Raw genomic sequence first — 13,326 nt, forward strand, 5'->3', positions numbered from 1 at the left:
CACTAAAAGTGCCGAGACTTATAACGAGATCGCCCGTCAGCCGCAACCCGGGTCGAACAATGTAGAATGCGCGGCCCATGTCTTAATGGAAGCTGTAATGGATCGCCCGCGTTTTCGAGCTGCATTTTTTCATCCGCGTTTCTGGCTGCTGTGGTGCGGCCTGGGGCTGTTGTGGCTGATCGTTCAGTTGCCCTATCCGCTGCTGCTGCGGATCGGCCGTGCGCTGGGGGTGCTGATGTACCGGGTGGCCGGCGACCGGCGGCGCATCGCCAGTCGGAATCTGCAGCTGTGCTTCCCCGAGAAGTCCGCCGCCGAGCGCAAGCGTCTGCTCAAGGAAAACTTTGCCTCCACCGGTATCGCTTTCTTCGAAATGGCCATGAGCTGGTGGTGGTCGCGTCCGCGCTTGGCGAAGCTGGCCCATGTCGAAGGGCTGGAGCACCTCAAGCAGGCCCAGCGCGACGGCAGGGGCGTGATCCTCATGGCACTGCATTTCACCACGCTGGAAATCGGCGCGGCGCTGCTCGGCCAGCAGCACACCATCGACGGCATGTACCGCGAGCACAATAATCCGCTGTTCGACTATATCCAGCGCCGTGGACGCGAGCGGCACAACCTCGATTCCCTGGCGGTGGAACGCGATGACGTGCGTGGCATGCTCAAGTTGCTGCGCGCCGGTCGGGCGATCTGGTACGCGCCGGACCAGGACTACGGTGCCAAGCAGAGCGTGTTCGTGCCATTGTTTGGCATTCAGGCCGCAACGGTTACCGCAACCAGCAAGTTCGCCCGCCTGGGCAAGGCGCTGGTCGTGCCGTTCGTCCAGGAACGGCTGGCCGATGGCAGCGGCTATCGCCTGGTGATCCAGGCGCCGTTGGAAAACTTTCCCGGCGAGACCGATGAAGGCGACTGCATTCGGATCAATCAATGGGTCGAGCGCTCGGTGAGCGCCTGTCCCGAGCAATATCTCTGGGCCCATCGGCGTTTCAAGACCCGTCCACCGGGTGAGCCGAAGTTGTACGAAAAACGCGGTTGAGTATGTAGTCCAATTGACTGAGCACGGAGCATCGCGATGACCCCAGCTGAACCGGTGACAGGATTGATTCTTTCCGGCGGCGGGGCTCGGGCGGCGTATCAGGTGGGCGTATTGGCGGCCATCGCCGAGCTGTTGCCGGACGGGGCGCGAAACCCGTTTCCGGTGATCGTCGGCACGTCGGCTGGCGCCATCAACGCGGTCAGCCTGGCGAGTGGGGCGACCGATTTCAAGACCGCAATCGAGCGGCTGACGGCTTTCTGGCAGGCGGTGCGCAGCCATCAGGTGATGCGCAGCGACTGGCGCGGCGTGCTTGCCCAGGCGACGCGTTTCATCAGCCACAGCCTGCTGGGCCTGGGGGCCAAGTTGCCGGTGGCGCTGATCGACAGTTCGCCACTGCGCGAGTTGCTCCAGGCGCAATTCCACGCGTCGGGTATCGAGCAGGCGATTGCCGAGCACCAATTGCGGGCGGTGGCAGTCACCGCGTTCGGCTACGAGTCCGGACAGGCGGTAACGTTCTATCAAGGGCGCGGCACCATCGATGCCTGGTTGCGACATCGGCGCATCGGTGTGCCCGCGCAGTTGTCGGTCGAGCACTTGCTGGCCAGCTCGGCGATCCCCTTGTTATTCGCGCCGGTCAAGATCGGTCCCCAGTACTTCGGCGACGGTGCGGTGCGCCAATCGGCGCCGATCAGCCCAGCCTTGCACCTGGGGGCCAATCGTGTGCTGGTCATCGGTGTCAGTGGCAACCCCCGCGGTGCGGGTGGGCAAACGCCCCAGGAGCGCAGCTACACCGGTTTGCAACCGACGCTCGCGCAGATTGGCGGCCACATGCTCAACAGTACGTTCATCGACAGCCTGGAAAGCGACATCGAGTTGCTCGAGCGTCTTAACCAGTTCAGTTACCTGCTGCCCGACGATGTACCGGCCCATGCGCTCGGGGCGGCTGCGGTGGAAGTGTTGGTGATCTCACCGAGCCAGCCGATCGATGAAATCGCCGCCCGTCATCGCCAGGAACTGCCGCGCGCGTTGCGGGTGTTTTTGCGTGGGCCTGGAGCGACCAAGACCAGCGGTGCCGGCGTGTTGAGCTATCTGCTGTTCGAGGCGGGATACTGCGGTGAATTGATCGAGCTTGGGCGTCAGGATGCGCTGGCGCAGCGTGAGGCGTTGAGTCGGTTCTTGGGGTTGTCCTGAGGCTTGATGCACGCAGGTGTTACCGCTATCGCGAGCAGGCTCGCTCCCACAAGGAATTTGCGGTGGACGCTAAATTCTGTGGCCTCCACGAAGCCAATGTGGGAGCGAGCTTGCTCGCGATGACGGCGGCACATCCAGCATCTGGGCAGGCTGACCCACCGCCATCGCGAGCAAGCTCGCTCCCACAGGGTATTGCTGCGGATTTGGAACCCGGGGTCAGAAATGGTACTTCAGCAAGAAGCTGGTATTGCTCTGGTTGGTCTTGAACCCATCGCTGTCTTCAATCGCGTATTTGTTCTTCCAGTAGTCGTATTCCACGCCGACATACAGCTGCTTGGCGCCCAGCTTCAAGGCCTTGCCCAAGTCATATTTGATCTGCGGGACGATGTGCAGGTTGGCGTGGTAGGTGCCCTTTGAGTTGGTGTCGTTGTCCACCACCCAGTCGATGAAGCCGTCGATGAGAATGTCGGACGAACCTACCGGCACGGTATAGGCCCAGACCGGGGTGATCTGCCAGACGTTGTCGCCGGCGCGAGCCCCCTGGGTCTGGCGGTTATAGAAATTCAGCTGGAAATAATCGAAACCGGGAATCGCCAGGTCGAAGCCCGGGCCGATCAGGTACGACTCGTTGTCGCCTTCGCCGAACTCGTAGGTCATTGCCAGCAGCACGTCCTTGACCGGGCCCATTTCCAGCTTCTGATCAAAAATCTTGCCGAACGACAAGCGTGGGCTGAACTCGCCGTAGTACGTGTTCGGGCCGGACTGGCTGTCGTCCTGGCCGTTATAGAAGATGCGGTCGAGGAAGAAAAAGTTGTCGCCGTATTTCCACGCATCGGCGTGCTCGAACGTCACGGTTTGCTGGATGCGTGGATTGATCTGAAAATCCTTGCCGTAGAGGTAGCTCAGGCTGTTGTTCTGCCATTGGAGCAGATCGCCTGCCAGGGCCTGTCCCCCGGCCAACAAGGATCCCGCAACGATCAGGCTGGTGCACGTACGTTTCATTCGGTTTGCTCCCAAAGGTAAGTGGTACCGCGTTTCTTTTTTCAGGTCAGCGCTCTGGTGTGGCGCCTTTTTTTCATGGATGAAAAACATCCGTTCGGTCAGCTTTTTGAGCGTGGCGAATGCTGATAGCAAGCGCTGAGCCAAGTTCGGCAAAAACTGGAAATGGCTTGCCCTGCAGTAATGGAACAGTCGGAACGTTGTGTTCAGGGGCGCGTTCAGGTCCGCCAGCGCCGCAATAAGCTGGCGGTCCGGTCAGGATCGGAAGGGATTTTGTTGTCGGCCCGCGTCGAACGGCCGCGCAGGATACGGACTTGCCTTGAAGGGCTCAAGTGCCCTGCAACGGCGCATGCGCGGCGAATCCTGGGCGTGATGGCGGGGCTGGATCATCTGATGCTTTCCTCTTGTTTTTATTGTTGAGGCGCAGACAGTCGCTGACGGGCGACCGGTAGTTGCCGGTCGGCCTGTCAGCGGTATGACATTTGTCGAAAAAAGTGGCTCAGTTGGTTTGCGCGCCCTGGTTGATCCAAGCGCCGATCAGATCGCGTTCTTGCTGGGTCATCTGGGTGATGTTGCCCAGTGGCATGATCTGGCTGGTCACGGCCTGGGCCTGGATGCGCGCGGCCTGTTGCTGGATCTGCTGCGGGGTGTCGAACATCACTCCGCCCGGCGCCGCGCTGAACAGGGGGCTGGTGGGCTTGGCCGAGTGGCAGACCGAGCAGCGTTCCTGGATCACGCTGTGGACTTTTTCGAATGACGGCCCCTGGGCATTGGACGCCTGTGCTGGCGCGGGTGCCTGCGCCGGTGCCGCCGGTTTGGCGCCGCCGCCCACGGCAGTCTCGGGCAGTGGTTGATATTCGATCGCACCCGGGACCTTGGCGACTTCCGGCGCGGTGGGCATCGGCTTGGGCCCGGTGACATACGCCAGGCAGATCATCGCCAGGGCGCCGACCGGCAGCGTCCAGGCGAACCGGTTGCTGTCATGGCGCGTGTTGAAATAGTGCCGCACCAATACCGCCGCCACGGCGATCCCGGCCAGGATCAGCCAGTTGTATTGGCTGCCGTAGGTGCTCGGGAAATGGTTGCTGATCATGATGAACAGCACTGGCAGGGTGAAATAGTTGTTGTGGCGCGAACGCAACAGACCCTTGGCTGGTAGCGCCGGGTCGGGCGTGCGGTTTTCGGCGATGGCTGCTACGAGCGCGCGCTGGGCCGGCATGATGATGCGGAACACGTTGCCGACCATGATCGTGCCGATGACGGCGCCGACGTGCAGGTAGGCACCGCGACCGCTGAACACCTTGCTGAACCCGTAGGCCGCGGCGATCAACAGCACGAAAAGGATCAGGCCGAGCAGGGCGGGGCGCTTGCCCAGGGCTGAATCGCAGAGCGATGAATAGACGAACCAGCCAACGAACAACGAGCCGATGCCCAGGGCGACGCCTTCAAGGCCGCTCAGGCTGCTGCCGGGGGCCAGCAGGTAGACGGTCGGGTTCCAATAGAACACCACGCACAACAGGGCGATGCCCGACATCCAGGTGAAGTAGGCTTCCCACTTGAACCAGTGCAGGTTGTCCGGCATGGACGGTGGCGCGAGTTTGTATTTTTCCAGGTGGTAGATGCCGCCACCGTGGATGGCCCAGAGGTCGCCGGCCAGGCCGCTCCTGGGGTTGACGCGATTGAGGTTGTTTTCCAGCCAGACGAAGTAGAACGACGCGCCGATCCAGGCAACGCCAGTGATCATGTGAACCCAGCGAATGCTCAGGTTCAGCCATTCCAGCAAATGTGCTTCCACAGTCTTTACCTCTCGCCCGTCACGCTTGTTTTCGCGTGATCGGACCTTCTCTTATTGGTGGGGGGCGAGGATCAGAAACTCATCCTCTTGGAAAAAATGCTCATCGCAGTTATTGCCTGTGCCACTGCGATCAACCACCAGGAAGTCATCCCGCTTTTCGATCGTCAGCACCGGGTGGTGCCAGACGCCGCGATGGTAATTGATGCCCTGCCTGCCGTTGGTGACGAAGGCGCGGACCAAACCTGATACAGGTGCATCGCCAAGTGGCGCGACCACGATCAGAAAGGGGTTGCCGAGCAGCGGAATGAAGGCCTGGCTGCCCAGCGGATGGCGCTCCAGCATGCGCACGGTCAGCGGCATGTCCAGCGCGTCGGCGCGGAAAATGCTGATGATCGCCTTGTCGTCCGGCGTCGCGGTTTCAACCGTCGCCAGGCGATGGAAGCGCATGGTCGAACCGTTGTTGATCATGAAGTGATCGCTGCCGTCGGTTTCGATCACGTCACCGAACGGGGCGAAGGCTTCTTTGGTCAACGGTTCGATCTTGAGTGTGCGCATGCTGGTCTTCTTACCTTGGATTCTGTGTTGTTTATTCTGCCGCCATCGCGAGCAAGCTCGCTCCCACAGGGGAATGCATTTCAAATGTGGGAGCGAGCTTGCTCGCGATTTGGGTTCACCCTTATTTCGATACCTTGCCGAGCACGCGCAGGCGACTTACGCCACCGTCTGGGAACACGTTCAGGCGGATATGGGTAATCGGCCCCAGTTCCTTGATCTGCTCGGCAAAGGTGTGTTCGGCGTGCATCTCCAGCTTCTGGCTCGGCAGCAATTCGCGCCAGAACAGCGACTGCGTTTCGATCTGGCTGTCGGTGCCGCCCTTGACGAATGCGCCCTGGATCGAGCAACTGTCCGGGTAGTTGCCTTTGAAGTGCAGCGTGTCGACGACGACTTTTTCAACGATACCGGCATGGCCCAGGGCGACGATCACCCAGTCATTGCCAGGTGTGCGACGACGGGCGGTTTCCCAGCCATCGCCCATGTTCACGCCACGGCCTGGGTTGAGGATGTTGCTCATGCGACCGAAGTGTTCATCGGAGCAGGCGAGGGCGCGTCCGCCATTGAGGGCGGCGGCCAGGTCGATCTGTTCGTTGTCGCCCACGGCCGACCAGTCGCGATACGGCACACCATAGACCCGCAGCCGGGCCACGCCGCCATCGGGGTAGATGTTGAAGCGCAGGTGGCTGAAGGCCTGGTCGTTGCTGATCTCGTGGTAGTGATGGCTGTTGCCCTGCAGCTCGACGGCCGACAGCACTTCAGTCCACTGGGTGTTTTCGTCCGGCTCGCCGTCCGCCAGGAAACACGCTTCCAGGGAAGCCGACGGTGGGTAGTTGCCGGTGAAGAATGAAGTGTCGATGTCCACGCCCTTGATCGAGCCCGGCACGCCCAGGCGGATGACCGCGCTGTCGTAGCCTTCGAAGCGCTTGCGGCGCGACTCCCAGCCGTCCATCCACTTGCCGTTGTCGTCGAACACGCCCTCCTTCCACACGGCCGGAGTCGGCTGGAACAGGCGATTGGCGTCGGCAAACCAGTCATCGGTTACCGAGATGATCTTGGTGCCCAGGCGGGCGTCGGCCAGGTTGACGAACTTTTCGAACGGTACGGCGTAAGCTTTCATTCTTCTTGTCTGCCTTTGATAAGTTGGCTGGGGATGCTTGCAGGACCTGATGTCAGGAACCGCTCGCTAAAGGGTCAGTAATCGGAACAACGCGATCTTGTTGATCTCCGCCAATGCGCACTTGAATTCGGCGTCTGCCGAGTGGTGGATGCGCGTTTCGAACGCGGCGAGGATCTGGTGCCGGTTGCTGCCTTTTACCGCCATGATGAAGGGAAACTTGAACTTGGCTTTATAGGCCTCGTTCAGCTCGGTGAAGCGCTGGAACTCTTCGGCCGTGCATTGGTGGATACCGGCGCCAGCCTGTTCGTTGGTGCTGGCTTCGGTCAGCTGGCCCTGGACGGCGGCTTTGCCGGCCAGGTCCGGGTGAGCGTTGATCAGGGCCAGCTGGCTGGCATGATCGGCGCTCAACAGGATGTCGCTCATGCGCTGGTGCAGGGTCTCGATCTGATCGATGGAGGGATCCTGGCCCAGGTCGAAGGCCTTTTCGGCCACCCATGGCGAATGTTCGTAGATATCGGCAAAGGCCCGGACGAACGCTTCACGGCTCAAGGTGGAAGGCTTGAGTGTCTGGAAAGCGGTCATTTGGACGCTCCCTGATACGGATGGGTCTGCTGCCAATGACGGGCGATGTCGACGCGACGACTGAACCAGACCTGTTCATGGCCCTTGGCGTATTCGAGGAAACGCTTGAGGGAGGCCAGGCGTGCAGGGCGGCCGATCAAGCGGCAATGGAGGCCGATGGAAAGCATCTTCGGGGCTTCGGCGCCTTCGGCGTACAACACGTCGAAAGCGTCCTTGAGGTATTGGAAGAAGTCGTCGCCCTTGTTGAAACCCTGCACCTGGGTGAAGCGCATGTCGTTGGTGTCGAGGGTGTAGGGGATCACCAGGTGCGGCTTGCCGGTGGGGTTGTTCGGCTCCCAGTAGGGCAGGTCGTCGTCGTAGGTGTCGCTGTCGTAGAGGAAACCGCCTTCTTCCATCACCAGGCGCCGGGTGTTTGGGCCGGTGCGGCCGGTGTACCAGCCCAGCGGACGCTCGCCAGTGATTTCGGTGAGGATGCGGATCGCTTCGAGCATGTGCTCGCGCTCCTGGGCCTCATCCATGTATTGATAGTCGATCCAGCGATAGCCGTGGCTGCAGATTTCGTGACCGGCGGCGACCATGGCGCGGATCACGTCCGGGTGGCGCTGGGCGGCCATCGCCACCGCGAAGATAGTCAGCGGAATGTCAAATTCCTTGAACAACTTGAGGACCCGCCAGACGCCGGCACGGCTGCCATACTCGTACAGCGATTCCATGCTCATGTTGCGCTCGCCCTGCAGCGGTTGCGCCGCGACCATCTCGGAAAGGAACGCTTCGGATTCCTTGTCGCCATGAAGGACGTTGCGCTCGCCGCCTTCTTCGTAATTGAGCACGAAGGACAGGGCGATGCGGGCATTGCCCGGCCAGTGTGGGTGCGGAGGGTTATTGCCGTAACCGATCAGGTCGCGTGGGTAGTCAGCGCTCACTGCAGTTTTCCTTCTTGTTCGAACCATGTGGGTGGCGCCCTGGCGATGAGTCTCAGGCTGGCGTCACGACGATGGAGTGATTGTATACAATTTTATGCGCGATTTGTAAGCCTGATTTTTTGCATTTTTCACCGTGTCCCCCACAATGTCTACACTGCAAGAAACCTGCCCATTTGGTCAATTTATCGCCTGGAGGGTCACGTATCCGTTGGTTTGGCTTGAACACGACGTTGAGCTGTCGTCGCGTGACCTGGGGGTAAAATAAGTATTTTTTATTGTGTACAATTTGCGTTTAAAGTGTCTTAATTCGCTCATCGCCGTAGCGTTTCGTGCTCCGAAACGGTGCGGCCTGTCTTTCAACTGATTCAGGAGGCGTCGGGCCGGACTGTTCTGCAGCGAGGCGCGCACAATCAATGGGACGTTTGACTACTCATGTTTTGGATGCAGCGCACGGCTGCCCTGGAAGCTCGATCAAGATCGAGCTGTACCGTGTCGAGGGTTCGCAATTGCGGTTGGTTGCCAGTGCTTTGACCAATGGCGACGGCCGTTGCGATGTGCCGCTGCTGCAGGGGGATGATTACCGCAGCGGGGTCTACCAGATCCAGTTCCACGCCGGTGACTACTACCGCGCCCGTGGCGTTCAACTGGCCGAGCCGGCGTTTCTCGATGTGGTGGTGCTGCGCTTCGGTATCTCGCAAGAGCAGGAGCATTACCACGTGCCGTTGCTGATTTCGCCCTACGCCTATTCAACCTATCGAGGCAGTTGATCCCCCAAGCAGCTGCCTTGCCCTGGAAGCGACTGCGCATAGAGCTTCTTTGGTTTTTAGCCCGCCCACACTGCGGGCTTTTTTTCGCCCATGAGAATACGGTGTCTGGGAGGGTGCCTTCACGAGCAAGCCCGCTCCCACACTGGATTTTTGTCGTTCACAAAAACCTGTGGGAGCGGGCTTGCTCGCGAAGCTTTTGCTTTTTTAGCGGCTCAACAAGGATGCGGCCCCCGCGCCACCAAACAAACCGGCGCTGACCCGGTTGAACCAGCTCTGGCCCTTACCGGTGCGCAGATACCGGGCAGCGCCATGGGCACCCAGCCCATAAGCCAGCTTGCATAGCAGGTCCAGCACGGTCCAGGTCGCAATCATGACCAGCAACTGCGGCAGGAATGGCTGTCCGGCGTTCAAGAATTGCGGCAGGAACGCGGCGAAGAACAAGATGTCCTTTGGATTGCTGGCACCCAGGACGAACGCCCGGCCGAACAAGGCGCGAAAGCGCGGAGTGGCGGCCGCTTGTGGTACCTCGGCGCCCTGGGAAGGCTGGCGCGATTGCTGCCAGCTCTGCCAGGCAAGGTAGAACAGGTATAACGCACCGACGATCTTCAGGGCACTGAACAATTGCTCCGACGCCATCAACAACGCACCAAGCCCCAGCGCCGAAGCGCTCAACAGGCAGATCGACGCGATCACGCCACCCAGGAACGCCGGATACGAGCGGCGCAGGCCATAGTTCAGGCTATTGCCGATCATCAGCAATGACAACGGGCCGGGGATGAGGATCACCACCAAGGCGGCGCCACTGAACAATAACCAGGTTTCCAGATTCATTGCTTGCTCCTGATGTACAAAAGCCTCACCCAAGGGGTGAGGCGGGTGGATACGGCAGCGCTTACAAGAAGATGAACTTGGCGATGAAGATCGCGCAGAGCACCCACAGGCTGACGGAAATTTCCTTGTGTTTACCGGTACCGGCCTTGAGCACCACGTAGGTGATGAAACCCAGCGCGATGCCATCGGCGACCGAGAAGGTCAGGGGCATCATGATGGCCGTGACGATGGCCGGGATGCTGTCGGTGGGTTCGTCCCATTCTATATGGGCCATGCCGCCCATCATCAGCATGGCGACGTAGATCAAGGCGCCGGCCGTGGCATAGGCCGGGATCATCCCGGCCAGCGGTGCGAAGAACATGGCGGCAATAAATAGCACACCGACAGTCACGGCGGTAAGCCCCGTGCGGCCACCGGCGGCGACCCCGGCGGCGCTTTCCACGTAGCTCGTCACCGGTGGCACCCCGACCATGGCGCCGAATACGCTGGAGGCGCTGTCGGCTTTCAGGGCGCGGGACAGGTTCTCGATCTTGCCATCGGCCTTCACCAGGCCGGCGCGCTGGGCGACGCCCATCAGGGTGCCGGCGGTGTCGAACATGTGCACGAACAGGAAGGCCAGCACCACGCTGATCATGCTGATGTTGAACACACCGGCCACGTCCATCGCCATCCAGGTCGGGGCCAGGCTTGGCGGTGTCGACATGACGCCGTTGTACTGCACCAATCCCAGGCCCCAGCCGGCCAACGTCACGGCGATGATGCTGATCAGGATCGCGCCGAACACGCGGTGATAACTGAGCACGGCGATCATCAGGAAGCACACCGCGGCCAACAACGGACCGGGCTCACGCAGCGAGCCGAGCTTGATCAGGGTGGCGGGGCTGTCGACGATGATGCCGGCGGTCTTCAGGCCGATCAGCCCGAGAAACAACCCGACCCCTGCACCCATGGCGAACCGCAGGCTCACGGGAATGCTGTTGAGCAGCCATTCACGCACCCGCGACAAGGTCAGGATCATGAACAGCACACCGGATATAAACACCGCGCCCAGCGCGGTTTCCCAGTTGTAGCCCATGGTGCCGACCACGGTGTAGGTGAAGAAGGCGTTCAGGCCCATGCCCGGTGCCAGGCCCACCGGCCAGTTCGCATAGAGCCCCATCAACAGGCAACCCAGGGCGGCGGCGATGCAGGTGGCGACGAACGCTGCACCATGATCGATGCCCGCGTCGGCCATGATGTTGGGGTTGACGAAAATGATGTAGGCCATGGTGATGAAGGTCGTCAGACCGGCGATCAGCTCGGTCTTCACCGTGGTGCCATGCAAGCTGAGTTTGAAGAGGCGCTCCAGCCAGCCACTGCGTAGTGGCGGCGAGAGGTCCAGGGTCTGGGCTTCGGGTTTGCGGCTTTCCACAGCGAGTACTCCTCAAGAGTTTTATTGTTATTTCCAGCCCCGCACGCCCCCTGAGGGTGACGGCGAAGCTTTGAGGCAGGTAAGGCTGGCGTAGTAGTTGACCTGATGGTCAGGAACTCGCACGAAGCGAATTATGCTTTTGTATACAAATAATGCAAATAATGTTTTCTGTTTTGTCGACGAAATTTATGGATATGGGGATATATCGGCCATGCGGATGCCTTCGCGAGCAGGCTCGCTCCCACAGCGGACTGTGATGAATGCAAGATTTGTCTTCACCACTGAACCCCTGTGGGAGCGAGCTTGCTCGCGATAGCGTCTGATCAGACGCCTTCAATCACTGGATTTCCCCAGTGCCAGGTTCACCGCCAACCACCCATCCACCGCCGCTTCCCCGGCTTCGGCAAACACCCGTTCCAGCAATTTCACCTGTTCACGGCGCAGCGCCTGTTCGAATCGCTGGCCCTCCGCCGTCAATTCCAGCAGCCGCTTACGCTTGTCGGTTTCGGACGCGACGCTGCTGACCAGGTGCATCTCCATCAATTGCCGCAAGGGCATGTTCAACGCCTGCTTGGTCACGCCCAGCAATGCCAGCAGTTCCTTCACGCTCAAGGAGGGGTAGCGGGCGATGAAAAAAACGATGCGCTGGTGCACCCGGCTCAGCCCGCGACGCTCGAGCATTTCATCGGCCTTGGCGGTGAACGCCTGGTAACCGAAGAAGAATGCTTCCATGGCCATTTGTTGGGAGGACGGGTTTTTAAGGTCAAGCATATTGACGTTTCCAAGGGCGGCGAGGTAATTTCGGTCAAACAGTTTGACTCATTTTTCCAAGGCCTCGCTACAGGTGACCCCCATGGCTTTTTCCGAACGTGTCTCGCGCCTCAAAAGTTCTTTGATTCGAGAAATCCTCGCTGCGGCGCAGCGCCCGGAAGTGATGTCGTTCGCCGGTGGCCTGCCGGCCGAAGCCATGCTGCCCAAGGTGGAGTGGGGCGCGATGCCGCTGTCCATGGGCCAATACGGCATGAGCGAGGGCGAGCCGGCCCTGCGCGAAGCATTGGCCGCCCAGGCGCGGTCGTTGGGCCTGGCTTGCGAGGCGAGCCAGGTGCTGGTGGTCAGCGGTTCCCAGCAAACCCTCGACCTGGCGGCCAAACTGCACATCGACGTCGGCACCGAAGTCATGCTCGAAGCGCCGACGTATCTCGCGGCCCTTCAAATCTTTCAGCTGTTCGGCGCCGACTGCATCACCGTCCCCCTTGAGGCGGACGGCCCGGACCTGGAGCACATGCGGGCTCGGCTGGAGCGGCATCGACCGGCCTTCATCTACCTGATTCCAACGTTCCAGAACCCTTCGGCGGTGCGCTACAGCGAGGCCAAGCGCGATGCGGTGGCGGCGCTGCTGGATGAGTTCGGCGTGACGCTGATCGAAGACGAACCTTACCGCGAGCTGACCTTCGACGGCGGCAGCGCCACGCCTATTGCCAGTCGCTTGAAGAAGGCCAGTTGGATCTACACCGGCACTGTGTCGAAAACCCTGTTGCCGGGCCTGCGGGTGGGTTATCTGATCGCCAGCCCGGACTTGTTCCCACACCTGCTTCGGCTCAAGCAATCGGCGGACCTGCATACCAATCGCATCGGCCAATGGCAGGCGCTGCAGTGGATTGGCACCGAGCAGTACCGCAGCCACCTGCAAGCGCTGCGGGATTTCTACCGGGATCGGCGCGATCGGTTCCAGGCTGCGCTACAGCGGCATTTTTCCGATATCGCGGATTGGAACATGCCACAGGGCGGGTTGTTTTTCTGGCTGACGCTCAAGCAACCGCTGGACACCCGGACTTTGCTTGCCGAGGCGTTGGCGGTTGACGTGGCGTTCATGCCGGGTGAGCCGTTCTTTCCAGAGCCGGACAAGCACCTGGGGCACTTGCGCTTGAACTTCAGCCATATCGATCCGGCGCGACTGGACGAGGGCCTGAAGCGATTGGCCGGGGTGGTGCGGGGCGCTTTGGCGGCCAAGGCGGCTTGAAATATCCGGCGGCTGGGCCGATCCCATCGCGAGCAAGCTCGCTCCCACAGGGAACCGTGCGTGATTGCAGATTTATAATCCGCATTGGCCTCCTGTGGGAGCGAG

Annotated in this window: 13 protein-coding genes; 4 read left to right on the forward strand and 9 right to left on the reverse strand. The window is 60.7% G+C overall.

Annotation, left to right across the window (positions count from 1 at the left end; all coding sequences use genetic code 11):
* Positions 1-97: 97 nt before the first annotated feature.
* Positions 98-1,030 carry a lipid A biosynthesis lauroyl acyltransferase gene (locus KSS97_RS08340; protein WP_217861445.1) on the forward strand — a complete coding sequence of 311 codons (933 nt, stop codon included), beginning with the start codon at positions 98-100 and terminating at the stop codon, positions 1,028-1,030.
* A gap of 36 nt (positions 1,031-1,066) precedes the next feature.
* A complete protein-coding gene (locus KSS97_RS08345) occupies positions 1,067-2,221 on the forward strand; it encodes a patatin-like phospholipase family protein (RefSeq protein WP_217861446.1) in 1,155 nt (384 codons plus the stop codon).
* Positions 2,222-2,437: 216 nt separating this feature from the next.
* Here the strand turns inward: KSS97_RS08345 and KSS97_RS08350 are convergent, their stop codons facing one another.
* The 6 genes from KSS97_RS08350 to puuE form a co-directional block, all read right to left on the reverse strand.
* On the reverse strand, positions 2,438-3,223 hold the full coding sequence (locus KSS97_RS08350; RefSeq protein WP_217861447.1) for an outer membrane protein OmpK: 786 nt from the start codon (positions 3,221-3,223) through the stop codon (positions 2,438-2,440).
* Positions 3,224-3,719: 496 nt separating this feature from the next.
* Positions 3,720-5,015: a urate hydroxylase PuuD gene (locus tag KSS97_RS08355; RefSeq protein ID WP_030142346.1), complete on the reverse strand. Its 1,296-nt coding sequence runs from the start codon at positions 5,013-5,015 to the stop codon at positions 3,720-3,722.
* A 51-nt stretch (positions 5,016-5,066) separates the two neighbouring features.
* Positions 5,067-5,570 carry an ureidoglycolate lyase gene (locus KSS97_RS08360; RefSeq protein ID WP_030142345.1) on the reverse strand — a complete coding sequence of 168 codons (504 nt, stop codon included), beginning with the start codon at positions 5,568-5,570 and terminating at the stop codon, positions 5,067-5,069.
* Between the two features lie 121 nt (positions 5,571-5,691).
* A complete protein-coding gene (alc, locus tag KSS97_RS08365; RefSeq protein ID WP_030142344.1) occupies positions 5,692-6,687 on the reverse strand; it encodes an allantoicase in 996 nt (331 codons plus the stop codon).
* A gap of 66 nt (positions 6,688-6,753) precedes the next feature.
* On the reverse strand, positions 6,754-7,269 hold the full coding sequence (uraD, locus tag KSS97_RS08370) for a 2-oxo-4-hydroxy-4-carboxy-5-ureidoimidazoline decarboxylase (RefSeq protein WP_217861448.1): 516 nt from the start codon (positions 7,267-7,269) through the stop codon (positions 6,754-6,756).
* On the reverse strand, positions 7,266-8,192 hold the full coding sequence (gene puuE / locus KSS97_RS08375) for an allantoinase PuuE (RefSeq protein ID WP_030142342.1): 927 nt from the start codon (positions 8,190-8,192) through the stop codon (positions 7,266-7,268). The genes uraD and puuE overlap by 4 nt, the downstream gene beginning before the upstream one ends.
* Positions 8,193-8,605: 413 nt before the next feature.
* Between puuE and uraH the strand changes: the two genes are divergently transcribed.
* Positions 8,606-8,959 (forward strand): hydroxyisourate hydrolase, encoded by a 354-nt coding sequence (gene uraH / locus KSS97_RS08380; protein ID WP_217861449.1) that lies wholly within the window; start codon positions 8,606-8,608, stop codon positions 8,957-8,959.
* Between the two features lie 204 nt (positions 8,960-9,163).
* On the opposite strand, the gene KSS97_RS08385 is transcribed toward uraH, so the two are convergent.
* The 3 genes from KSS97_RS08385 to KSS97_RS08395 form a co-directional block, all read right to left on the reverse strand.
* A complete protein-coding gene (locus KSS97_RS08385; protein WP_030142340.1) occupies positions 9,164-9,790 on the reverse strand; it encodes a LysE family translocator in 627 nt (208 codons plus the stop codon).
* 61 nt (positions 9,791-9,851) lie between these two features.
* Positions 9,852-11,201, reverse strand: a complete 1,350-nt coding sequence (locus KSS97_RS08390) for an NCS2 family permease (RefSeq protein WP_030142339.1) — start codon at positions 11,199-11,201, stop codon at positions 9,852-9,854.
* A 333-nt stretch (positions 11,202-11,534) separates the two neighbouring features.
* Positions 11,535-11,972 (reverse strand): MarR family winged helix-turn-helix transcriptional regulator, encoded by a 438-nt coding sequence (locus KSS97_RS08395; RefSeq protein ID WP_030142338.1) that lies wholly within the window; start codon positions 11,970-11,972, stop codon positions 11,535-11,537.
* Positions 11,973-12,054: 82 nt separating this feature from the next.
* Between KSS97_RS08395 and KSS97_RS08400 the strand changes: the two genes are divergently transcribed.
* Positions 12,055-13,221 (forward strand): aminotransferase-like domain-containing protein, encoded by a 1,167-nt coding sequence (locus tag KSS97_RS08400; RefSeq protein ID WP_030142337.1) that lies wholly within the window; start codon positions 12,055-12,057, stop codon positions 13,219-13,221.
* The last annotated feature ends 105 nt before the right edge of the window (positions 13,222-13,326 follow it).

It is taken from the genome of Pseudomonas alvandae (assembly GCF_019141525.1).
Lineage (GTDB): Bacteria > Pseudomonadota > Gammaproteobacteria > Pseudomonadales > Pseudomonadaceae > Aquipseudomonas > Aquipseudomonas alvandae.